This window comes from Tsukamurella sputi, assembly GCF_007858445.1.
Classification (GTDB): Bacteria; Actinomycetota; Actinomycetes; order Mycobacteriales; family Mycobacteriaceae; genus Tsukamurella; species Tsukamurella sputi.
Genome location: NZ_VIGV01000006.1, coordinates 108,422 through 129,602, shown reverse-complemented (window position 1 = coordinate 129,602; position 21,181 = coordinate 108,422). Strand labels below are relative to the sequence as shown.

Sequence of the window (21,181 nt, the reverse complement as noted above, 5' to 3'; positions counted from 1 at the left end):
CATCGTTGGCTGTACCCGAAACTGTAGTTTCCCACCCCGCGATCACCAAATGAAAGGTCAACCTTACCGGCTGTGACCAGCACCGATTCCGGTCCGTGCGCACGAATCGGGCTCGTTTCGACTAGGTTTCCGGAACGTGACCGGAAGTGATCCGAGCGAGCTGCTCACGGTGGGCCCTGGACTCGCGGTCGCGCTCGTCGCGCTCGCCCTCACGGGCGCCGCGGTGGCGTGGCTCGGGCGCACCGGCTACGGCCCGGCGATCCTCGGTTCGACGGCGCGGGCCGTCGTGCAGTTGGCCGCCCTCGGGATGGCGCTGAGCCTGATCGTCCGGAGCCTGTGGTTCACGGCGGCGTTCGTGCTGGTCATGGGCGCCACCGCGGGCTGGACGGCGGCTCGTCGTATCGTCGGGCGGCGCCCCCGGGGCTCCGAGCTCGCGGTGACGGCGATCGCCGTCGCGGGCCCGGCGGCCCTCCTCGCTGTCGCCCTCATCGCGACCGGCGTGCTCCCGGCGCGCGGTATCGCAGTGATTCCCGTGGCGGGCAGCGCGATCGGCGCCGCCATGGCCGGTGCGGGACTCGCCGGGAAGCGGGCACTGGAGGAGCTGAGCGCCCGCCGCGGCGAGCTGGAGGCCGGTCTCGCCCTGGGCCTCGATCCGCTGTTCATCCGGCTGGAACTCGCCCGGGCCGCGGCGGCGACGGCGCTGATCCCCGCGCTGGACCAGACGCGCACCGTCGGGCTGGTCACCATCCCCGGCGCGTTCGTCGGCATGGTGCTGGGCGGAGCCTCACCCCTGGCGGCGGCCGTGATGCAGCTGTACGTACTGGTCGCGATCCTCTGCGTGACGCCGATCGCGGTGGTGGCCGTGACCTGGCTCGTCGCCGACGGGCGGTACGAGACCGGGCCGCGGAACTACTGAGCTCCCGAACCGGCGATGGCGTTCAGCTCGGCGAGCGCGTCCTCCGGGAGTTCCAGCGCGGCGCCGGCGATGTTCTCGCGCAGGTGCACGACGGACGAGGTACCCGGGATCAGGAGGATGTTCGGCGATCGCTGCAGCAGCCAGGCGAGCGCCACCGCCATCGGGGTGGCGCCGAGCCGGTTCGCGACGGCGTCTAGAGCCTCCGACTGCAGCGGGCTGAACCCGCCGAGGGGGAAGTAGGGCACGTACGCGATGCCCTGCGCCGCCAGCGAATCCACCAGCTCGTCGTCGACGCGGTGGGCGATGTTGTAGAAGTTCTGGACGCACGCCACGGGCGCGATCGACTGCGCTTCGGCGACCTGCTCCGCCGTCACCGTGCTCACGCCGAGGTGCCGGATGAGGCCCTGCTGCTGCAGCTCCGCGAGCACGGTGAAGGGCTCCGCGATCGATCCGGGGGCCGGGGTGTCGAAATCACCGACGCGCAGGTTCACCACGTCGATCACGTCGAGGCCGAGACGCTCGAGGTTCTCGTCGACGGCGCGACGCAGGTCGTCGGGCTCGAGCGCCGGCGGCCAGCCGCCGGTGTCGTCGCGTCGCGCGCCGACCTTGGTGACGATGTGCAGCGAGTCCGGGTACGGGTGCAGGGCCTCACGGATGATCTCGTTGGTGACGAACGGGCCGTAGTAGTCGCTGGTGTCGATGTGCGTGATGCCGAGGTCGATCACGTCTTGCAGCACCTCGATCGCGGCCTCGCGGTCTGCGGGCGGGCCGAAGACGTGCGGGCCCGCGAGCTGCATGGCGCCGTAGCCGAATCGCGTCACCGTCAGGTCGCCGCCGAGGTCGAAGGTGCCTCCGGGCGGGGTGGGTGCGGTCATGGTGGGACTCCTTCGTGCGGGGGACGACGTGCCGCGTCCAGTATCCCGCCGATCACTCCCGCGCACCGCGCTGCGCTCATGACGAGTCCGTGTTGCCCGAATCCCGCTGTCGCGTCGCCCTTCAGTGCCCGTGCTTGCTCTCACGGACCTTCCGCCAGCGCTCCATCATCTCGGGAAGCTCGGTGATCATGAAGTCGAAGAAGTCGCGCATCACGGACAGGCGTTCGGCGGCCGGGCTGCCTCCCGGCAACTCGTCGATCCCCTCGTCCGCAAGGTCGCGCCAGCGCTCCAGGAAGGGGTTGCGGGAAGCGAAGACCTCGTACCAGATGTCGTCGGCGAGCGTGATGAGGCTGTGCCGCGACCCCGGGACGTGCGTGCGGCGGATCATCCCCGTCTGTTCGAGATACCCCACCGCGCCCGAGACCGCGCCCGCGGACACCTGCAGCTGCTGGCCGATCTGCGACGGCGTCAGGGCGCCCTCCGACGAGGCCAGGACGGCGGCGAAGACACGGGCAGCCATGCGCTGCATCCCCGCGTCGACGAACGCGGCGGCCATGTTCTCCACGAAGTTCGGCGCGTCCACGCAGGTCACGATAGCCAAAATTCAGACACTTCACAAATTTGTGAACTGAGCGTAGCGTCTGCGCCATGACAACCGAAGTCATCCGCGTCGAGGGCCTCACCAAGACCTTCGGCAGCGCACATGCGCTCAATGGGCTCGACCTCCACGTGACGCCGGGAGAGGTCCACGCCTTCCTCGGACCCAACGGGGCCGGCAAATCCACCACCATCCGCGTCCTCCTCGGCCTGCTGAAGAAGACCTCGGGCACCGTCGAACTACTCGGCGGCGATCCGTGGTCCCAGGCTCCCGCGCTGCACCGCCGGCTGGCCTACGTACCGGGCGATGTGACCCTGTGGCCCAACCTGTCCGGCGGCGAGATCATCGATCTCATGGGGCGCCTGCGCGGCGGCCTCGACGAAGCTCGACGGGCGGAACTCATCGACCGCTTCGCCCTCGATCCCGCGAAGAAGGCCCGCACCTACAGCAAGGGCAACCGGCAGAAGGTGGCGCTGGTCGCGGCGTTCGCGGCCCGTGCCGAGCTGATGATCCTCGACGAGCCCACCTCCGGCCTCGATCCCCTCATGGAGGAGGTCTTCACCCAGTGCCTCGCCGAGGCCAAGGCCGCCGGCACGTCGATCCTGCTCTCCAGCCACATCCTCTCCGAGGTGGACCGCGTCGCGGACGGCGTCACCATCATCAAGGACGGCGCCACCGTCGAGACCGGCTCGCTGGACTCGCTCCGGCACCTCTCGCGCACGCGTGTCGAGGCGACCCTCTCGCGCCCCGTCGACCTCGCGGGAACCGCAGGCGTGCACGATCTGCAGGCCGACGGTGCCCGGATCTCGTTCAGCGTCGAATCCTCCGATCTCGGAAGGGTTCTCACCGAGCTCGCGGCCGCCGGCCCGACGTCGCTCACCAGCCGTCCGCCCACGCTCGAGGAACTCTTCCTGCGCCACTACGACACCGCGGGGGCCGTGCGATGACGGGGCTCGCCCCCACACTCCGGCTCGTGGTGCGGCGCGATCGCATCCAGTTGGTGGTGTGGCTGCTGCTGTACGTGGCGATGGCCGCGTCGGCGTACTCGACGGCGAAGACCAACTACGCCGACCAGTCATCGCTCGACTCCGCCGCCCGTGCCGCGAGCGAGAACCCTTCACTCGTAGCCATGTTCGGTCCCGTCTACTCCGCGACCACGGGCGCGGTGGGCATGATCAAGATGGTCGTCATGATGGCGGCCGCGCTCGGTCTGCTCACGGGCCTGCTCGTCATCCGGCACACCCGCGCCGACGAGGAGTCCGGGCGCCGGGAGATGTTGGGCGCCTCCGCCATCGACCGCACCGCTCCCCCGATCGCGGCCATGATCGAATCGACCGTGCTCAGCCTCTCGATCGGCGTACTCAGCGCGCTGGTACTGGTGGGCATGGGCGCGGATGCGCAGGGCAGCATCATGTTCGGGGCGCTCTGGGCCTGCACGGGCATCGTCTTCGCCGCCTTCGCGGTGCTCTGCGCACAGCTCACCGAGGGAGCGCGGGCCGCGCGCGGCCTGTTCGCCGTCGGTCTCGGTGCGGCGTACCTGCTCCGAGCCGTCGGCGACGTCTCCGTCATCCGCAGTGACGGGACGCTCCCCGCCGAGCCCGGCTGGGAGTCCTGGCTCTCTCCGCTCGGGTGGGCGCAGCAGATCCGCCCGTTCGCCGACGACCGGCCGTGGCCGATCCTGTTGCTGCTCGCGGCCTCGGTGGTGCTCACCGCGGTGGCGCTGCGGCTCGCCGCCCAGCGCGACCTGGGTGCCGGCCTGATCCCCGTGGGCCGCGGCCGCGAACGCGGCAGCGCACTGCTGGGCTCCGTGGAGGCGCTCACCTGGCGACTGCACCGCGGGCAGGTCATCGGATGGAGCGTCGGCATGCTCGCGGTGGGCCTCGCCTTCGGCGGCATGGGCAGCGCGATCGACTCACTGGTGGGCAACACCGGGACGCGCGAGATGCTGGAGCGACTCGGCGGATCCGGCTCCAATCTGCTCGACGTCTTCTTCGGCGCCGAGTTCTCCATCATGGGCATGGCGATCGCCGCGCTGGGCATCTCCATCGTCAACACGGCCTGCTCCGAGGAGACCTCCGGCCGCGCCGAGTACCTGCTGTCGGCTCCCGTGCCGCGGGTGCGCTGGTACGTCTCCCACCTGGTCGCAGCCGTGGTCGCCACGTCGATCGCGAGCTTCGCGCTGGGCGTCGGCGTCTCCCTCACGGCCGGCCGCGAACTCATCGTGCCCGCGCTCGCCGCACTCCCCGCGGTGTGGGTGATCACGGCGATCGCCGCTCTCGCCGGGGGCATCTCGGCGCGGTGGGCGTCGATCGGCTGGATCGTGCTCGCCCTGTGCGTGACCACGATGGTGGCGGACGTGCTCAAACTGCCCGATTGGGTCGCGAAGATCTCGCCCTTCAAGCACGTCGCGACACAGCCCGGGGCCACCGTGCTCACCGGTGCGAGCCTAGCTCTTCTGGCGATCGCCGCAGCGGCGCTCCTGCTCGCCGCCGTCTCCGAGTCCCGGCGGGACCTGGCCTCGTAGCGGCCCTGCGCCGACCCGCCGCCGACGCTCCTCGTTCCACGCACCCGTCCGACTGGCGGGGAATCACCCAACCGGTCGGCGGGGCGCTGAACCAGCCTTTCGGAGGCAGCTCTCCGAACTATCGGCGGCATCGAATCATCCACTGGTAGTAGCGATTCGAGAGTTCACTGCACATGTGAAACATCCGCACCACGCGGCTTGGAAAGTGCCTTCGATCGTGCAATGCTCCCCGTCATGACTCCCCCCGACGCCACCGTCCGGCGCCCCGCCGGCATCCGCCGGCGCCTCCTCGCAACCCGGATCCTCAGCCCCGCCCTCGCCGTCGCCTGCCTTGCCGGCACAACCTCCGCGCCCGCCATCGCGGCGCCCACGACGATGAAGGATTCGGAGATCTCCCGCGCAGCGAAGGACGAATGGCGACTGAAGATCCGCCTCGAGAACGTGGAGATCAACCCCGTCTCCAACCTCGCCGGCACCCCCACCAGCCGGGAAGCGTTCTTCAAGGCCACCGCGATCGGCACCGTCGACGGTGCCGGCAGCAGCGAGCTCCAGGGCGCGGACATGGCGCTCATCGTGCAGATCGGCTGCGCCGTGGACGTCGCCTCGGGCGTCTCGGTGGGTGGCGGCGTGTCCGCGACGCTCGGCCCCAGCGTCTCCGTCAGCCCTGCGCTGTCGATCACCGGCGGCACACTCAATGTCGGCGCAGGCATCGGCGCCGGCCTCGGCGCAGCCGCGAACGTCTCCACCACCATCAAGCCCGGCGGCATCGCCACCTCCATCGTCCGGACGAAGAAGATCTCGAAGAACCGCGCGGGCGTGTCCGTCGAGGGCGTGCACGTCAAGGTCGACGGTTGCGTCGGCAACGTCGGCGTACGCCTCGGCGCCGGGATCACCATGTCCTCCAGCGAGTTCGACAACGAGGTGTTCACCTACTCCGGCTCGCTGCCGATCTGATCCCGCACACGAAGGAATCGATTCGATGACCGACAACACCTCCGTCCCCACCCCCTCCCGGCGGTCCTGGTACGCGGCCGCGGGATTCGCGGCGCTCACGCTCGTGGGTTCCCTCCTGTTCCCCACCACCTCGTCTCCGGCATCGGCGGATCCGGGCGGCCTGCCACCGACCACCCGCGTGCCGTACCCGACGGACGGCAGCCTTCCGCCCTGGACCCTGCCGGGCGGCTACACCTGGTGCAGCGCCATGAGCGGCCCGGGCTACGACCAAGGCGCGGTCTACGTACAGCCCGGCTACGAGTGCCCACCGACCGGCGTCCCGACGACCTCGTCGTCGACACCTCCCACGAGCACGACCTCGGCATCGCCGACCCCCCGGATCGGCGGCAACCCGCCGAACCTCCCGCAGGCACCCAACCCGCCCTTCGCCGGTGTCGGCGCCCCGAACGGCAAGTCCTGGGACTACGGCGTCGACACCCTCGGCCCGCCCGCGGGCGGGCGCACCACCACTGCGGCAGCACCCCGGTAGGCGTTCCCTGAGAGTCGACCCCGGAGCGGCGGCACGGAGACCCCGCCGCTATCGGCTCGCGCAGTCGGTGTCCCGGCGCAGGAAATCGAACACGCGCCGTGTGATACTGCATCAGTGACCGAGACGACGGACTCCATGCCCCCGATCGCCGTGGAGTGGGTGGCGCAACCGGGCGACGTGCGCCGCGCGACCCTCTCCGCGCTGCGCCAACGGCGCTTCTGGATGAGGTCGCTCGTGATCGGCATGGTCGTGGGCGTGATCGTCGCCGCGGTCTGCATCGCCACCGGTAGCGGTTGGCCGTTGGGGCTCTTGATCGGCGGATGCTTCTTCCTCGGCCTCAGCCTCGAAATGATCCTGCTCTGCCTGTTCGCTGCATGGCGCCAGAACCGCAAGGTCCTGCGGGCCGGTACGCGTTGGGCTGCGGGTAGCGATGCCAAGCGCATCCGCATCGAAAACCAGATCAACACGATCATCATCGCCCGCGAGAACATCGAGGGTTTCCGACGAGTCGGCAGTCTCTTCGTGCTCCGGCTTCGTGAGGGCGAGGTCTTCGCGATTCCTGTCGCCCTGCTCGAGTCGATCCTGACGGATCCGGATCTTGCGCGTCTCATTGACTGAGACGCTTGACGTTTCACCTGAGAGACGCTGGGCTAACTTGAGAGATCAAAAGCCCTGCAAATGACTACTGACCGCAGCGAGCGAGTCAGCTGCGGTCAGTGCTCTCTCAGGATAACAGGACAGTTGCGATCGTGCATATATCTCATCGCGATTATTTTCCCGCGTGCCGCGGGGTGCGCGCGCAGCGCTCCAGGAGGAGCCGGCCCGCGGGATAGGCCGCCAGCGTTTCCGGCAGCGTCCCCGGCCTGCCGGACTCCAGCACCGCCACCACCGCGCCCAGTTCCGACGGTCCGCCGGGCTCGGCACCGAGCCGTCGGAGCGCCTGCCGGGCGACGGGCTCCGGCGAATCGAAGACCGCGACCTCCCGTCCGGTGCGCTCGCGCAGGGCCGCGAGGACGGGCTCCCTGACCAGGCCGTAGTGGGTGCATCCGAGCACCACGGACTCGATGTCCTCGGGCGTCGCCGCGGCGGCCGACTCGATCGCCGCGGCCACCCGTTCCGGTGAACCCGAGTCGATCGCCTCGGCCAGCCCGTAGCAGGGGATGCGATGCGCCAACGCCGGGTCGGCGAAGGCGTCGATCAGTGAGGTCTGGTAGTCGCTCACCGTCGCCGCGGCGGTGGCCCAGACGGCGAAGGGGCGCCCCGTCGACCCCGCGGGACGGATGGCGGGCACCACGCCGACCACGGGGATCGCGGGTTCGAACCGGGCGCGAGCCGCCTCCAGCGCGTACATCGATCCGGTGTTGCAGGCGACGATGATCGCATCGACGTCGAACTTCGCGGCCGCCCCGGCCATGGCCACCACGCACTCGGAGATCCGCGCGGGTTCCAGCAGGCCGTAGGGCATGTTGTCGGGGTCGCGGGCCAGCACCAGCTCGGTGTCGGGGCGCACGCGGGAGAGGGCGTCGGCGTAATTGACCATCCCGAAACCCGAGTCGATCACCGCGATGCGCATGCCTCGAATTTACCGGGCGAGGCGCAGCCGGAAGACGGTGGTCGCACCGTCGCGCCGGTAGTCGACGTCGCCGCCGAGCAGCCGCGCGTTGTCCCGGGCGATCGCGAGCCCGAGGCCCGCGCCCCCTCCGGCGCCGCGCGAACGCGCCTCCTGCGCTTTCGCGAACCTGCCGAAGACCCGTTCCTCATCGCCGGGCGGCACCCCCGGCCCGTGGTCTCGCACCTCGACCACGGCGCCCTCGGGCGCACCATCGACCGTCACGGTGACCGGCGGCGCGCCGTGCCGCACGGCATTGCCGACGAGGTTGGTCACCACGGCGACCACCCGGCGGCGATCGGAATCGACGGTGAGCGGCGCACCGTCGACCACGACGGACGGCCACCCGCGCGCGTCCAGGGCCTCGCGCAGGGCCCCGGCCAGCTCGAAGGGCTCCCGCCGGACCTCGGCGGCGCCCGCATCGAGCCGGGTCATCTCCAGCAGGTCCTCCACCAGGCCGGCGAGCGTGTCCACCTCGGAGGCGACCAACTCGGATGCACGCCGCAGGTCGGCGCCGGGCTCCAGGGCGGCGGCCTCCTCCCGGAGGACCTCGGCCGCGGGAACGAGCGCGGCGAGCGGGCTGCGGAGCTCGTGCGAGACGTCGCCGACGAAGCGACGCGAGCGCGCGTCCTGCCTTCGCAGGACGTCGATCGACTCGGTCTGCCGGTCCAGCATCGAATTGAAGGTCTCGGTGAGGTCGCGCAGTTCGGCGACGTTCGTCGCCGGCAGGCGGGCCTCGACGTCGCCGTCGGTGACCCGGGCGGCAACGGCCTGGACCCGGCTGAGCGGGCGGATCACGGTCCGCGCGACGAGCAGCGCGACCAGAACACCCAGGAGTGCGCTGCCGGCCACCGCGACGATCAGCAGCACCGTCAGCCGATTGAGCCGGGCGCCGACGTCCTCGAGCGGCTGCACGCCGTACACGACGACACTGGTGGCGTCGAGGTTCGCGGGCCGGTTCATGCTGTGCGCGACGAGGAGCCGCCCGTCCGACAGCCGCTGGAAGCGGTAGACGGAGGGCACCGCCACCAATTCCTCGCGCATGGACCGGGGGATGTCCTGCGGCCGGATCCCGTTCCCCCACTGCTCCGTCTCGCCGTCGACCTCGACGAGGTAATCGCTCGACAATCCCACGAACGGTGGCGGCGGGGTCGCACCCGGCGGCGCCTCCGCCGGTGGGTTCTCCCGCGGCCAGGTCCGCGCCCGCCCCGGGTTGCGTTCGAAGTTCTCCATGTCGTGCCGGAAGGTGGTGAGCACGGCGTCCTGCGCGTCCTGGTAGACCCAGTCCCGGACCACGACCGTGACCGCGACGCCGGTGACGCCCGCCGTCAGGCAGGTCACCACCACGATGATGGCGAGGATCCTGGCGCGCAGGCCCGCGAGCAGGGGGCGCCGGGCGCCGCGCGCCGTCACGGCGCCGGCCGGAACCGGTAGCCGAAGCCGCGCACCGTCTCGATGTGACTGGTCCCGTCGGGCGGATCGATCTTGGGGCGCAGCCGCAGGATCGCATTGTCCACCAGCCGCGAATCGCCCAGGAAGTCCTGGTTCCACGCCATCGACAGCAACTGCTCGCGACTGAGCACCTGTCCGGGATGGTCGGCGAAGGCGTACATCAGCCGCTTCTCCGTGGGCGTGAGCGGCAGGGGCGCACCGTCGCGCAGCACCTCCGCGCCCGCCCGGTCGACCGTGAGCGGACCGTCGGCCGACGGTGCCGCGGTCTCCGGCGGAACGTTCTCCGCCGGGGAGGTCCGGCGCAGCGCGGCCTTGATCCGCGCGTCGAGCACACGAGGACTGACCGGCTTGACCACGTAATCGTCCGCCCCGGCCTCGAGCCCGGCGACGGTGTCGATGTCGTCGGAGCGCGCGGTGAGCATGAGGATCGGGACCGAGCTCGACCGGCGGATGCGGCGACAGACGGCGAAACCGTCATCCCCCGGGAGCCCCACGTCCAGGATCACCGCATCGGCGGCGGCGACCCGGTCCTCGAGGTCCTCCGGGGCGGCCGCGAGGTGATCGACGGTGTGCCCGAGCCGGCCGAGGGACAACGCCAGGGCATCGACGATCGCCGGATCATCCTCGATGAGCAGCAGGCTGACCACCGGAAAGGCTCCCTTCCACGTCCGACGTCCATGCCCAGGCCGCCTGGCCGAGCCGGACCACCGCGGCGAGGCACGCCGCCATCAGCCATGCTCCCAGGACATCGCCCGGGCGGTGCCACTGCTGGGCCACGACCAGGACGGAGACGACGGTGCCCGCGGAGCCCGCGACGAGGACCGCGAGGCCCCGGTAGGGCTGTGCGGCGGAGCCGACCAGGATCACGGCCAGTGCGGCCACGACCGCGACGGTGTTGGACGGGAAGGAGTTGAGCTCCGGACCGACGCCGAACGAGGGACGGTCCAGGAGGGCCTTGAGCACGAAGGCGCTCGCCGTGGTCGAGCCGAGCACGAGCGCGGCGGAGACGGCGACCGCCTTCGACCGCCGGCTGGCGACCACCGCGGCGACGACCAGGCCGCCCACCGCGAGCAGCGGGAGCTGGTACCTGCCCAGAGCCCCCTCGACGGGATTCTCCACCCCGAAGGCCGCGGAGATCATCCGCATGAGCTCGTGGTCGGCGGATTGGCCCCACGGCGTGGCGACCACCGCCAGGTACAGCACAGCGAAAGCGAGCCCGGTGACGACGGCCACCGTCGCGGCGGTCCAGGGGCGAGTGGAAGAGAACATGACGCCGAGCATTGTCCCCCATCGTCGTCAGCCTGCCTCCGTTTCGCCCCACGAATGTCACAACCGTGTCGCGAAAAACGCTCGCCGGCGTGCAGAACGCGCGGCGTCACGGGGTGAGGTCCGTGACGCCGCGCCGGCGTGTCGTCAGGCGTGGGTGAGGGTGTCCGCCTCCACGACCGCCGAGTCCGTCACGCGCAGCACCCGGCCGGACGCGATGTCGAAGAACAGCCCGATCACCTCGATCCGGCCCGCGGCGACCGCCTCCCGCACCAGCGGATGCGCGGCCACCGCCGCCACCTGGACCGCGACGTTGACCAGGGAGAGCTGATCCGCGTCACCGAAGCCGAGGTCCGCTGCGGCCCGGCGCACGGGGTGACCGGTGCGGTAGGCGTCGGTCGACGGCGCCGCGTGCTCGATCCAGCGCTCGATCGTCGGGGGCACCTCCGGGGCGTCGAGCGCGACGCCCATCGCGCCGCACGCCGAGTGCCCGCAGACGATGATCTGTCGCACCCCGAGCTCCTCGACGGCGAAGGCCAGGGACGCCTCGAGCGACGGATCCGTTCCCGCGCGTGGCACGAGATTGCCCACGTTGCGGACGGTGAACAGGTCCCCCGGCCCGCTGCCGGTGATGACGTTCGGCACGACCCGCGAATCGGCGCAGGTGAGGAACAGGGCCTCGGGTCGCTGCCCGCCGCTGAGCTGGTCGAAGTCGTCGCTGAGGAGCGGCGCGTGCCGGCGGTGGTAACGGGCGATCCCGTCCGCGAGACCGCCCCGGGCGTGCGCGCGCCACGGCAGCAGGCCGCGCTCGGCCGGGCGTTCCGTGATCCGACGGGGCGTCCGGGTCGCCGCGGCGTCCAGCGCCGCGCCGCCCAGATCGTCGACGGTGACGGTGCCGCCCGCGGCGCGGTAGCGGCGCGCCCACTCCTGGATCTCCTCCGCCGCGGCGTTGTCGAGGAAGTCGACGGTCAGCTCGACCGCGACGTCCTGGCCGGGCGGGACCGTGGCGAGCACCCGCGTCAGGCGCGGCAGGGAGAAGAAGGACAGGGTCCCGTCGACGGTGACGTGCCAGCGCCCGGCACCGTCGACCACGGCCTCGATGTGCGCCCGCGCGACGCGCCACAGCACGAGGACCAGTGCGACGACCAGTCCGGCGAGCACGCCCCCGAGCAGGTTCAGGAACAGCACGCCGCCGATCGTGACGGCGTAGACCAGCAGATCGCCCGTGCGCCGGGCGGAGCGGATGTGCGAGATCTTCACCAGCTGGACGCCGATCACGATGAGCAGGCCGGCGAGGGCGGACGTCGGGATCTTCTCGACCACGCCGGAGAGCGCCACGGAGAACAGGAGGAGCCAGACGCCGTGCAGCACCGCCGAATACCGGGTGCGGGCACCCGCGGCGACATTGGTCGCACTGCGCACGATGACGCCGGTGACGGGCAGGCCGCCGAGCAGGCCGGAGACGGTGTTGGCCGCGCCCTGGCCGACGAGCTCGCGATCGAGGTTCGTCTTCGGGCCGTCGTGCATGCGGTCGGTGGCAACGGCGGAGAGCAGGGACTCGACGCTGGCGATCAGCGCGACGGTGAGCACGCCGAGCGCCACGGCGCCCCAGTTGCCGGTGGGCATCGCGGGCAGGCCGATCGCGTCGATGATGGAGCCGTTCAGGCGGATCCGCTCGACGTTCATCGGGACGACGAGGGACAGGATCGTGGCCGCGGCGACGGCGACGAGCGCACCGGGGACGCGTCGCCAGGCCGCGGGCAGCTTCGGCCACGCGACCATCACGACGATCACCACGAGCCCGACGGCGAGGTCCGGCCAGTGCAGGGCGCCGATCCGGGTGGGCAGCTCCGCGAGGTTCTGCAGCACCGAGCTGCGCGAGGAACCGCCGAGCAGTACGTGGACCTGCTGGATCACGATCGTCACGCCGATGCCGGCGAGCATGGCGTGCACCACGACCGGCGAGATGGCGAGCGCCGCACGGGCGATGCGGCTGAGACCGAGCCCGATCTGCACCAGTCCGGCGGCGACGGTGATCGCGGTGGTGACCTTCCAGCCGAAGGTCGCGATGAGCTCGGCGACCACCACCGTGAGGCCCGCGGCCGGGCCGCTGACGAGCAGCGGCGAGCCGCCCAGGAGGCCGCCGACGATGCCGCCGACCACACCCGCGATGAGGCCGGCCATGAGCGGCGCGCCCGAGGCCAGCGCGATCCCGAGGGACAGTGGCAGCGCGACGAGGAAGACGACGATCGACGAGGGACCGTCGAAACGCGCTATGTCTCTGAGTTTCTCCTGCATGGGCACCACTGTGGTGGTGGCGTGTGGACGCTCCGCCGCGGCGTCGTGAAGGTTCCGTGAAGACGCCCCGGGCACGTCGGGGTCCCGGCTACCAGGGTGCGGGCAGCGTGAAGGAGAAGACGGCGCCGCGGCCCGGCCCGTCGGACTCCACCCACATGTGACCGTCGTGGGCGGCGACGATGGCCCGGCTGATCGTCAGGCCGACCCCGCTGCCCCCGTGATCGCGATCGCGCGCGATGTCGGTGCGGTAGAAGCGTTCGAAGATCGATTCCAGGTGGTGCGCGGCGATGCCGTCGCCGTGATCCACCACGCGGATCAGGACGCGTCGATGCGGGGCGGGGGCCGCCTCGAGCTCGACGACACCGCCGGGCTCGCTGTGCCGCAGCGCGTTCGACAGCAGGTTCGCCAGCACCTGGTCGAGGCGGTGCCGATCGGCGCGGATGCTCCTGCGTGCCGCGGCGGCGACGCGGACGCGCAGCTCCACGTTCCGCTCGGCGTAGGCGCGACCGGCCGCCGCCGCGGCGGTGTCGAGGAGCTCGGCCACGTCGACGGAGACGGGCCGCAGGTCGAGCGCGCCCTCCTCGGCGTGAGAGACGGACTGCACGTCGTCGGTCAGCCGAGCGAGCCGCGTCGTCTGCGCCCGCAGCACGGTGAGCGTCGCCGCGTCCGGTTCCACCACCCCGTCCTGGATGGCCTCCAGGTAGCCGTCGAGAACGCTGACCGGCGTGCGGATCTCGTGCGCGAGATCGGTGAGGAGCCTGCGGCGCTCGCGGTCGCTGTACTCGAGCCTGGCCGCCACCGAGCGATCGAGCCGGCGGGCGAGCACGCCGCTCACCGCGACGGAGACCACCAGCGCGCCGACGAAGCCGAGCAGCGCCGCCAGCACGTTCACCCGCTCGGCCGATTCCCGCGTGAGCACCAGCGGCCAGATCACGAAGTCGACGAAGGCCGTGACCGCGAGCGTGCCCAGCGCCACGGCCATGAGCAGCACGCCCGGGCCGCGGGCGCGCCTCACCCCGGCCCCATCCGGTAGCCCACACCCCGCACCGTGCGCACGTACCGCGGATCCGCCGCGTCGTCGCCGAGCTTGCGGCGCACCCGCCCCACGTGCACGTCGACGAGCCGCTCGTCGCCGACCCAGCCGGCGCCCCAGATCGCCTCGATGAGCTGCCCGCGGGAGAAGGCGACGTGGGGACTGCGGGCGAGGGTAGAGAGCACGTCGAACTCGGTGGCCGTGAGCTCCACGACCCGCTCCCCCACCGTCACCTCACGGGCCAGCGGGTCGACGGTGAGCGCGCCGAACCGGCGGGCCGCGGGGGCGCCGGCACCGTCGGGCAGGGTGCGCGGACGGCGCAGCATGGCCCGGACCCGCGCCACCACCTCACGCGGGCTGAAGGGCTTGACCAGGTAGTCGTCGGCGCCGACGGACAGGCCGACGATCTTGTCGAGCTCATCGCCCCGCGCGGTGAGCATGATGACGTAGGCGTCGCTGAAGGAGCGGACGGCGCGGCACACCTCGAGCCCGTCGATGCGCGGCAGCCCGATGTCGAGCAGGATCACCGCCGGATCCAGCTCCCGCGCGAGCGCGAGTCCGCGTTCCCCGTCCGCGGCCGTGGTCACGTCGAAACCGTCGCGGGAGAGGTACTCCTGCATGAGCCGCGCGAGGGCGGGTTCATCTTCGATCACCAGGACCTTGTGAGTGTTCATTCCATACATAGTAATATGCGCATGTGATTGTTCCTGATCCGCCGGTCGACGCACCGTCGATCCTGGGCATGCTCGCCTGGGATCCGCCGGCGCTGCCCGTACTCCCGTTGACGGCGGCGATCGCGGCCGCGCTGTACCTGTCGGGGGTGCGCACGGTGCGCCGCCGGGGCCGGCGGTGGCCCGCCGCCCGCGTCGTGAGCTTCCTCCTCGGCTGCCTGGTGCTGGCCGCGGTCACCGGGCTGCGCATCGAGGCCTACTCCTGGCACTTGTTCAGCGCGTTCATGTTCCAGCAGCTCACACTGTCGATCCTGGTGCCGCCGCTGCTCGTCGGCGGGGCGCCCGGCGTACTCCTGCTCCGGGCCACGCCGCACCGCGGACTCGGTCGCATCGTGCTGGCGGCGGCACTCGGCCTCCTGCGCAGCCGCGGACCGCGGATCGTGCTGCACTCCGGCTTCACCATTCCGCTGTTCCTGGCGAGCTACTACGGCGTCTACCTCGGCGGCGTCGTCGACGCGATCGGCGGGACCTGGCTCGGCCACACCGCCCTCCAGGTCTTCTTCCTCGGCGCGGGACTGCTGTTCATCATCCCGATCCTGTCGATCGGGCCGCTCCCCGGCCGCGACTCCTGGCTCATGCGCTTCTTCGACATCTTCATCGAAATGCCCCTGCACGTCTTCATCGGCGTGATCCTCATGATGGCGACCACGCCGATGGTCGCGCTCTTCGCCGCACCGCCGGCCTCGTGGGGGATCGACCCGCTGCGCGATCAATCCATCGCCGGCGCACTCGCCTGGTCGTACGGCGAGCCCATCGCCATGATCACCACCTGCCTGTTCGCGCTGCGCTGGCGCCGGTCCGAGCGGCGCGACGCGGCGCGGGCGGGCGCGGACCGTCGGGAAGAGGACGAACGCGAGGCCTACAACGCGTACCTGCGCGAACTCCGCTCTCGGTAGCGTGGGGCCATGCGCCGCGCCCGACTCATCCTGCTCGCCGGGACGGTGCTCTACTCCGCGTGGCTGATCGCGCCGCTGCTGGGCTCGCAGTTGAGTCCGCTCACGTCCTACCTCAGCGAGATCGGCGCCGTCGGCCAACCCCACGCCAGGTTCTTCCGCACCACCGACGTCCTCGCCGGAACCACCTTCGTGCTCGCCGCGGCCCTCGCCCACCGCGCCGGCCGGCCCACGTCCCGCCTCGCCGTGATTGGCCTGGCCGGACTGGCACTGCTCGGGGCCGCGACCGTGGGCGATGCTCTCCTCCCCCTGTCCTGCACACCCACCACCGACGCGGCCTGCGCCGCCCGCGAGCTCGCCGGAGAGGTGCCCTGGACCCACGTCGGACATGCGGTCTCGTCCGGGATCGCGGGCTTCGGCGGGGTCGTCGCGGTGCTCGCCTGGGCGCTGTGGCGCCGGTCGTGCGCCGGCGGCACGGGGTTCGACGGCGCGCGGCTCGCGCTCGGGCTGGGCGTGCTGTTCCTACTGTCGACCGCGTGGACGCTGGCCGCGATGCTGGAGCCGGCGCTCTACCTCGGCCTGGCGCAGCGGACGCAGGTCGTCACGCTCACGCTGTGGCTGGCGTGGATCGCGATGTCGCCTCGCGCTCAGCGGCCCCCAGCACCGAATCCAGGAGGCCGGGATACGCCGCATTCACCTCGTCCACCAACAGCAGCTGCCGGGCCGTGGAACCCAGATCATCACGGCGGGTGAGCCCCGCCTCGCGCAGCACCTTGAAGTGGTGGCTGGCCGTGGCCTTGGTGACCCCGTCGTACAGCTCGGCGCACGCCAGCGGGCGCTGCTCGCGATGGAGGCGACGCACCATCTCCAGGCGCACGGGATCGGCCAGCGCGCTCAGCACGGTGTGCAGCGGGACGGTGGCGATGGCGTCGGTCATGTTTCTCGTTCCCTGAGACAACGGTTTGATCTTCGTCGAACCGGGTGTACCGTGGCCAGTGGTTCGACGATCGTCGAACCACCACCGTACACCCGGAGGCGAAGATGAGCCTGGCGCAGCAGGTCGCGACACCGTCGACCCATGTCCACCCGCAGCGCTGGTCCTTCGCCCTCCTGCTCACCCTGCTCGCCCTGGCGCTCGGCGTCTCCGGGCTGCCGTCGCCCCTGTACCCGCTCTACCAGCAGCAGTGGCACATGTCGGCGCTGTCGACCACGGTCGTCTTCGCGGTCTACGCGATCGGGGCACTCGGCGCGGCACTGACCGTCGGGCCGATCTCCGACGCCGTCGGCCGCAAGCCGGTACTGCTCGCCGCCGTCGTGACGATCCTCGTCGGGCTGGTGCTGTTCCTGTTCGCGGGCGCGGAATGGCAGCTGATCCTGGCCCGCTTCCTGCACGGCGCGGCGATCGGCTCGATCACCGTGGTCGCGGGCGCCGCCCTGCTCGACGTACGGCCCACCGACGGGGCCCGCAACGGCATGCTGTCGGGCGTCTTCCTCAACGTCGGGATCGCCGCCACCGCGCTCGGCGCCGCGGCCGTCGCCCAGTACGCGCCGCACCCGCTGCGCACGCCGTTCATCACCATGGGTGTCGTGGTGCTCGCGATCCTGCTCGGCGTGATCGCGCTGATCGAGCCCCATGTCGGCCGCACGGGCGAGCGCGTCCGGCTCAGCCGCCCGAGCGTGCCCGGCGAGATCACGTCCGACTTCTGGTTCTCCGGCATCGGCATCATCACCGCCTGGTCGGTGCTGGGCGTCTTCCTCAGCCTCTACCCCGCGCTCGTGCAGCACGTCACGGGCCACCACTCGGTGATCTTCACCGGCGGCCTCGTCGCCGTCATGGCGATCGCCTCGGCGGTCTCGCAGTACTTCGGCGGGCGCTATCCCGCCCGGCCGATGGCGATCGTCGGCGACATCGGGCTCGCCGCCTCGCTCGCGCTGGCCGTGGTCGCGGTCGAGTACGGCCACACCTGGCTCATCGTCGCCGACACGATCCTGCTCGGCGCCACCTTCGGGCTGGCCTTCGGCGGCTCGCTGCGGCACCTCGCGTCCGTCGCGCCCGCCCACGCCCGCGGCCAGGTGATGAGCGCCTACTACCTGCTGGGTTACCTCGCGATGGGCGTGCCCACGGTGATCGCGGGCTACCTCGCCACGCAGTACAGCACCGCGACGATCTTTCCCTGGTTCGCGTTCGCCGTGGCCGCCGCCTGCCTCGCCGCCGCCGCGATCGGCATGCGGGGCCGACGGTCCGCCGTCGCGTAGGTCGAGCCGAGGGCGGCCGACGCCGCCGGTACGCCCCGGTACCGCCGCGGGATCAGCCTCCCGGGGTACCGGAGGCGGGCGCACCCGTCGGCGGGACCGCAGGCGTCGTCGTGGGGGCGGCCGAGGTCGTGGGGGCGGCGGAGGTCGTCAGGGGTGTCCCGTTGCCGTCGACCGGGATGGCGCTCCCTGCGATCCAGGTCGCCCAGGGCACGGACCAGTCGCCGTTCTGCCACTGCTCGAGCGCGGGGCCGCCGGTGTTGCGCACCTCCACCACGTCACCCGGCTGCGAGAGCCCGAAGAACCACTGCGCGTTCGCGGGGCTCAGATTGAGGCAGCCGTGCGACTCGTTCCGCACGCCCTGCGCGCCGATGTTGTCGAGGGCGTGCAGGTAGATGCCGTCGTTGCTGATGCGGGTGGCCCAGCCGATGGACTGCTTGTAGCCGAGGCGCGAGTTGATCGGCAGGCCGTACGTGGAGGAGTCCATGATCACCGGATTCGCCTTGTCGAGCACCGTGTACACGCCGCGCTGCGTCCAGAAGTGGAAGGACTTGCCGTTGATCACCTGCTCACCGCCCTGCCCCATCGACGTGGGCATCGAGCGCACCATCTGGCCGTTCACGAAGACCTGCACCTGCTTGGTGTTGTCATCGGCGATGGAGACGTGCGATTCGCCGATCGAGAACGAGATCGCGATGTCCTTCTCACCCCACAGGCCGGGGCTGACCTCCTTGCCGAAGGCGTTGACCTCGATGGAGACCTTGGTACCCGACGGGTAGTAGTCCTTGGGCCGCCACGCCACCGTCTTGTCGGTGGTCCACATCCACGCGCCCGGCACCGACGGGGTGGTGGTGACCTTGAGCAGCTTCTGCGCCATCGCGCGGTCCTTGATCGCCTCGTCGAAGTGGACGACAGCGACCTGCCCGACTCCGTAGACCGCGCCGTCGGTCAGCGACATGCCGCCCGTGTTCTCGAAGTAGGGCGCCGTCTTGTTCGTCTCGTCGACCGCGACGGTGGAGAAGGTGGTGCGCTTCTCGCGCTGCTGGCCCAGCGTCTCGTACTTCGCGACCAGTGTGTACTGCGCGTTGTAGGCCAGCGGCTTCGACGCCTTCCAACTCAGCATGTCCGTCGACAGCGTGCCCTCGACCGCGGTGCCGTTCGCGTCGGTCAGGGTGACCGAGCCCAGGACGGCCTTGGCGATCGACACCGTGACCGGGGTGATCGGACTGACGGCCTGCGCACCGTCGGCCGGCGCGACGGTGACCTCCGCGGGATCCTTCGGCGGCGTGGAGGGCCCCGCGCTCGTGCCGCCACCGGTCAGATCGCCGATCGTGCAGCCGGCCGCCACCAGGGGCACCGCCGCGGCGGCACCGGCCAGGACCGCGCGCCGGCCGACGCGCTCGTTGAACATGCTCACTGCAGATCGTCCCCTCGCTGATTACATGCGAGTCTAACGATGAGTGCCGACATCCCCGTCGGCGAAGCGCTCCCGATGCATCGCCTCGGCCAACGGGCGGCGCTCGCGCCACCCGAATCGCTCCAGGTCGGGCACCGTCTGCAGGGCCGTCACGGGGCCGACGCACAGCCACGCCACGACGTGCACGTGCTCGGGCACGCCGACCAGCTCGCGCAGGAAGGGCTCCCGGTAGAAGGACACCCAGCCGACCCCGACGCCCTCCGCCGTCGCGGCCAGCCACAGGTTCTGGATGGCGAGCGCCACCGACAGGTGGCCCGTCTCGTCGATGGTGTGACGGCCCAGGATGTGGGTCCCGCCGCGCGTCGGGTCGTAGGTGACGACGACACCGGTCCGCGACGACTCGATGCCCTCGATCACGATCGGATTGAAGGTGTCTTTCCGATCCTCGGGCAGCGACCGCGCGAAGTCCTCCCGGCACTCGCCGACGTGCCCGGCGAACCGCGCGAGTGTGGCCGGATCCTGGACCACCACGAAGTCCCACGGCTGGGTGTTGCCGACGCTCGGCGCGCGGTGCGCGGCCTCGAGGATCCGCACCAGGCGCTCCTCGTCGATCCGCTCGCCGGAGAACTCGTTGCGGACGTCGCGGCGGCGCAGGATCGCCTCGAAGACGTCCATCAGGCGCCGCCGGCCTGCGCTGCGAGGGACTGCAGCGCATCGCCGGTGAGCCGCTGGGTGGTCCACTCGTCCATCGGCACCGCGCCGATCGAGCGGTAGAAGCCGATCGCGGGCGCGTTCCAGTCGAGCACCGTCCACTCGAGTCGCTCGTAGCCGTTGTCCCGGCACTCCTGCGCCAGCGCCGCCAGCAGGTTCTTACCGTGGCCGCCGCCGCGGACGCCGGGCCGGACGTACAGATCCTCCAGCCAGATGCCGTGGGTGCCGGTCCAGGTGGAGAAGGTGCGGAAGTAGATCGCCATCCCGACGACGCTCTCGGCACCGTCGGGCCCCTGCTCCACGGCGATCCGCGCGAAGACCGCGGGCGCGGGACCGAACAGCGCGGCCTCCAGCTGCTCGACGGTCGCGACGGCGGACTCGGGTTCCTTCTCGTACGCGGCGAGCTCGGCGATCATCGCCAGGATCTCCGGCACGTCGGCAGGTACAGCGGGCCGGATCACTGCGCGCCGCCCTGCTCGCTCGCGCCGCCGCTCGCGGCGGCGGCCTGCGCCGCGATCGCGGGCATGAGGCACTCGCGGACCACGCGGCCCGCGGTGTACGGATCGTCGAAGCTGATCAGGCCGTCCGGGGCGAGCAGCACCGAATGCCCGACGCGCGCGAAGATCTCCGCGATCGGCTTGGGATCGAATTCCGGCAGCGTGCCGCCGGCCTGGAAGCCCGCGATGATGTTCGCCGCGAACTCCCGGCCGATCTCGATCACCATGCCGCCGCCCTGCGCGATCATCGGCAGGCCCACGACCACGTTGCCGTCGCCGATGCCGCGGATCAGCGGCCGACGATGCGCCTCTCGCAGGAAAGCGACGAAGCCCTCGGTCAGCGCCTCCTCGACCGTGCTCAGCCCCTGGACCTGCTGTTCCACCGTCTTGAGCAGCTGCTCGGCCTCGTAGCGGATGGCCTGCTGGACGAGGTTGTCCTTGCGGTTGAACCGACGGTAGACGGTGGCCACGCCGATGCCCGCGAGGTTGGCGACGTTCTCCATCGTGGTCCGCGAAATGCCGACGCTGCCGATGCTCGACACCGCTGCAGACAGGATGCTCTGCGCGGTCTGATCGTTTCTGCCGGGACTCACAACGTCCGATTCTATGCGCAGTGGGATCATGG

Annotated in this window: 22 protein-coding genes and 1 pseudogene; 9 read left to right on the top strand and 14 right to left on the bottom strand. The window is 71.2% G+C overall.

Annotation, left to right across the window (positions count from 1 at the left end; genetic code table 11):
• Window positions 1–136 precede the first annotated feature (136 nt).
• The gene (locus tag FK268_RS17920; protein ID WP_146436534.1) at window positions 137–916 is read left to right on the top strand and encodes an ABC transporter permease; all 780 of its coding nucleotides are present in this window, start codon (window positions 137–139) and stop codon (window positions 914–916) included.
• Here the strand turns inward: FK268_RS17920 and FK268_RS17915 are convergent.
• Together FK268_RS17915 and FK268_RS17910 are read right to left on the bottom strand one after the other, a co-directional pair.
• Window positions 910–1,791 carry an aldo/keto reductase family oxidoreductase gene (locus FK268_RS17915; RefSeq protein WP_146436532.1) on the bottom strand — a complete coding sequence of 294 codons (882 nt, stop codon included), beginning with the start codon at window positions 1,789–1,791 and terminating at the stop codon, window positions 910–912. The two genes, FK268_RS17920 and FK268_RS17915, sit on opposite strands and share 7 nt — an antisense overlap.
• Before the next feature lie 121 nt (window positions 1,792–1,912).
• Window positions 1,913–2,374, bottom strand: coding sequence for a GbsR/MarR family transcriptional regulator (locus FK268_RS17910; RefSeq protein ID WP_146436530.1), 462 nt, complete (start codon window positions 2,372–2,374; stop codon window positions 1,913–1,915).
• 65 nt (window positions 2,375–2,439) lie between these two features.
• Between FK268_RS17910 and FK268_RS17905 the strand changes: the two genes are divergently transcribed.
• The 5 genes from FK268_RS17905 (at window position 2,440) to FK268_RS17885 (ending at window position 7,014) form a co-directional block, all read left to right on the top strand.
• Complete coding sequence (locus FK268_RS17905) at window positions 2,440–3,336, top strand: ABC transporter ATP-binding protein (RefSeq protein ID WP_146436528.1); 897 nt, start codon at window positions 2,440–2,442, stop codon at window positions 3,334–3,336.
• Entirely contained in the window at window positions 3,333–4,913 is a 1,581-nt protein-coding gene (locus tag FK268_RS17900) for an ABC transporter permease (RefSeq protein ID WP_146436526.1), read from the top strand. The genes FK268_RS17905 and FK268_RS17900 overlap by 4 nt, the downstream gene beginning before the upstream one ends.
• 234 nt (window positions 4,914–5,147) lie before the next feature.
• The gene (locus FK268_RS17895; RefSeq protein WP_158636143.1) at window positions 5,148–5,867 is read left to right on the top strand and encodes an MspA family porin; all 720 of its coding nucleotides are present in this window, start codon (window positions 5,148–5,150) and stop codon (window positions 5,865–5,867) included.
• A 25-nt stretch (window positions 5,868–5,892) separates the two neighbouring features.
• Window positions 5,893–6,396 (top strand): hypothetical protein, encoded by a 504-nt coding sequence (locus FK268_RS17890; protein ID WP_146436523.1) that lies wholly within the window; start codon window positions 5,893–5,895, stop codon window positions 6,394–6,396.
• A 114-nt stretch (window positions 6,397–6,510) separates the two neighbouring features.
• Window positions 6,511–7,014, top strand: coding sequence for a hypothetical protein (locus FK268_RS17885; protein WP_146436521.1), 504 nt, complete (start codon window positions 6,511–6,513; stop codon window positions 7,012–7,014).
• A 151-nt stretch (window positions 7,015–7,165) separates the two neighbouring features.
• On the opposite strand, the gene FK268_RS17880 is transcribed toward FK268_RS17885, so the two are convergent.
• The 7 genes from FK268_RS17880 to FK268_RS17850 all read right to left on the bottom strand — a co-directional run bounded on the left by FK268_RS17880 (window position 7,166) and on the right by FK268_RS17850 (window position 14,737).
• Window positions 7,166–7,969 carry a glutamate racemase gene (locus FK268_RS17880; RefSeq protein ID WP_146436519.1) on the bottom strand — a complete coding sequence of 268 codons (804 nt, stop codon included), beginning with the start codon at window positions 7,967–7,969 and terminating at the stop codon, window positions 7,166–7,168.
• 9 nt (window positions 7,970–7,978) lie between these two features.
• On the bottom strand, window positions 7,979–9,418 hold the full coding sequence (locus FK268_RS17875; protein WP_146436517.1) for a sensor histidine kinase: 1,440 nt from the start codon (window positions 9,416–9,418) through the stop codon (window positions 7,979–7,981).
• The gene (locus tag FK268_RS17870) at window positions 9,415–10,104 is read right to left on the bottom strand and encodes a winged helix-turn-helix domain-containing protein (protein ID WP_146436515.1); all 690 of its coding nucleotides are present in this window, start codon (window positions 10,102–10,104) and stop codon (window positions 9,415–9,417) included. The genes FK268_RS17875 and FK268_RS17870 overlap by 4 nt, the downstream gene beginning before the upstream one ends.
• Window positions 10,076–10,726, bottom strand: coding sequence for a phosphatase PAP2 family protein (locus FK268_RS17865; protein WP_146436513.1), 651 nt, complete (start codon window positions 10,724–10,726; stop codon window positions 10,076–10,078). The genes FK268_RS17870 and FK268_RS17865 overlap by 29 nt, the downstream gene beginning before the upstream one ends.
• A 144-nt stretch (window positions 10,727–10,870) precedes the next feature.
• Window positions 10,871–13,021 carry a solute carrier family 23 protein gene (locus FK268_RS17860; RefSeq protein ID WP_146436511.1) on the bottom strand — a complete coding sequence of 717 codons (2,151 nt, stop codon included), beginning with the start codon at window positions 13,019–13,021 and terminating at the stop codon, window positions 10,871–10,873.
• A gap of 88 nt (window positions 13,022–13,109) precedes the next feature.
• A complete protein-coding gene (locus FK268_RS17855) occupies window positions 13,110–14,036 on the bottom strand; it encodes a sensor histidine kinase (RefSeq protein WP_231707132.1) in 927 nt (308 codons plus the stop codon).
• Entirely contained in the window at window positions 14,033–14,737 is a 705-nt protein-coding gene (locus FK268_RS17850) for a response regulator transcription factor (RefSeq protein WP_146436509.1), read from the bottom strand. Before FK268_RS17850 ends, FK268_RS17855 begins: the two co-directional genes overlap by 4 nt.
• A 59-nt stretch (window positions 14,738–14,796) precedes the next feature.
• On the opposite strand from FK268_RS17850, the gene FK268_RS17845 reads away from it, so the two are divergent.
• Together FK268_RS17845 and FK268_RS25065 are read left to right on the top strand one after the other, a co-directional pair.
• Entirely contained in the window at window positions 14,797–15,681 is an 885-nt protein-coding gene (locus FK268_RS17845; protein ID WP_146436593.1) for a cytochrome c oxidase assembly protein, read from the top strand.
• Between the two features lie 9 nt (window positions 15,682–15,690).
• A complete protein-coding gene (locus tag FK268_RS25065; RefSeq protein ID WP_146436507.1) occupies window positions 15,691–16,431 on the top strand; it encodes a DUF998 domain-containing protein in 741 nt (246 codons plus the stop codon).
• Window positions 16,432–16,441: 10 nt separating this feature from the next.
• Here FK268_RS25065 and FK268_RS25280 read toward each other — a convergent pair.
• Window positions 16,442–16,615: pseudogene (locus FK268_RS25280) on the bottom strand (ArsR/SmtB family transcription factor); the annotation flags it as partial.
• A 104-nt stretch (window positions 16,616–16,719) separates the two neighbouring features.
• Here FK268_RS25280 and FK268_RS17830 point away from each other — a divergent pair.
• A complete protein-coding gene (locus tag FK268_RS17830) occupies window positions 16,720–17,934 on the top strand; it encodes an MFS transporter (RefSeq protein ID WP_146436504.1) in 1,215 nt (404 codons plus the stop codon).
• 52 nt (window positions 17,935–17,986) lie between these two features.
• Here the strand turns inward: FK268_RS17830 and FK268_RS17825 are convergent, their stop codons facing one another.
• The 4 genes from FK268_RS17825 to FK268_RS17810 are packed head-to-tail and all read right to left on the bottom strand — an operon-like array spanning window position 17,987 to window position 21,149.
• A complete protein-coding gene (locus FK268_RS17825) occupies window positions 17,987–19,342 on the bottom strand; it encodes a L,D-transpeptidase (protein ID WP_146436591.1) in 1,356 nt (451 codons plus the stop codon).
• A gap of 39 nt (window positions 19,343–19,381) precedes the next feature.
• A complete protein-coding gene (gene bluB / locus FK268_RS17820) occupies window positions 19,382–20,023 on the bottom strand; it encodes a 5,6-dimethylbenzimidazole synthase (RefSeq protein WP_146436502.1) in 642 nt (213 codons plus the stop codon).
• Complete coding sequence (locus FK268_RS17815; RefSeq protein ID WP_146436500.1) at window positions 20,023–20,520, bottom strand: GNAT family N-acetyltransferase; 498 nt, start codon at window positions 20,518–20,520, stop codon at window positions 20,023–20,025. The genes bluB and FK268_RS17815 overlap by 1 nt, the downstream gene beginning before the upstream one ends.
• Entirely contained in the window at window positions 20,517–21,149 is a 633-nt protein-coding gene (locus FK268_RS17810) for a TetR/AcrR family transcriptional regulator (RefSeq protein WP_158636142.1), read from the bottom strand. Before FK268_RS17810 ends, FK268_RS17815 begins: the two co-directional genes overlap by 4 nt.
• Window positions 21,150–21,181 lie beyond the last annotated feature (32 nt).

Excerpts from the sequence above, each read along its gene's own strand:
- FK268_RS17915 (WP_146436532.1), bottom strand. The coding sequence starts at position 1,791 with ATGACCGCACCCACCCCGCCCGGAGGCACCTTCGACCTCGGCGGCGAC.
- FK268_RS17905 (WP_146436528.1), top strand. The coding sequence starts at position 2,440 with ATGACAACCGAAGTCATCCGCGTCGAGGGCCTCACCAAGACCTTCGGC.
- FK268_RS17900 (WP_146436526.1), top strand. The coding sequence starts at position 3,333 with ATGACGGGGCTCGCCCCCACACTCCGGCTCGTGGTGCGGCGCGATCGC.
- FK268_RS17895 (WP_158636143.1), top strand. The coding sequence starts at position 5,148 with ATGACTCCCCCCGACGCCACCGTCCGGCGCCCCGCCGGCATCCGCCGG.
- FK268_RS17890 (WP_146436523.1), top strand. The coding sequence starts at position 5,893 with ATGACCGACAACACCTCCGTCCCCACCCCCTCCCGGCGGTCCTGGTAC.
- FK268_RS17880 (WP_146436519.1), bottom strand. The coding sequence starts at position 7,969 with ATGCGCATCGCGGTGATCGACTCGGGTTTCGGGATGGTCAATTACGCC.
- FK268_RS17865 (WP_146436513.1), bottom strand. The coding sequence starts at position 10,726 with ATGTTCTCTTCCACTCGCCCCTGGACCGCCGCGACGGTGGCCGTCGTC.
- FK268_RS17860 (WP_146436511.1), bottom strand. The coding sequence starts at position 13,021 with ATGCAGGAGAAACTCAGAGACATAGCGCGTTTCGACGGTCCCTCGTCG.
- FK268_RS17850 (WP_146436509.1), bottom strand. The coding sequence starts at position 14,737 with ATGTATGGAATGAACACTCACAAGGTCCTGGTGATCGAAGATGAACCC.
- FK268_RS17845 (WP_146436593.1), top strand. The coding sequence starts at position 14,797 with ATGCTCGCCTGGGATCCGCCGGCGCTGCCCGTACTCCCGTTGACGGCG.
- FK268_RS25065 (WP_146436507.1), top strand. The coding sequence starts at position 15,691 with ATGCGCCGCGCCCGACTCATCCTGCTCGCCGGGACGGTGCTCTACTCC.
- FK268_RS17830 (WP_146436504.1), top strand. The coding sequence starts at position 16,720 with ATGAGCCTGGCGCAGCAGGTCGCGACACCGTCGACCCATGTCCACCCG.
- FK268_RS17825 (WP_146436591.1), bottom strand. The coding sequence starts at position 19,342 with ATGTTCAACGAGCGCGTCGGCCGGCGCGCGGTCCTGGCCGGTGCCGCC.
- bluB (WP_146436502.1), bottom strand. The coding sequence starts at position 20,023 with ATGGACGTCTTCGAGGCGATCCTGCGCCGCCGCGACGTCCGCAACGAG.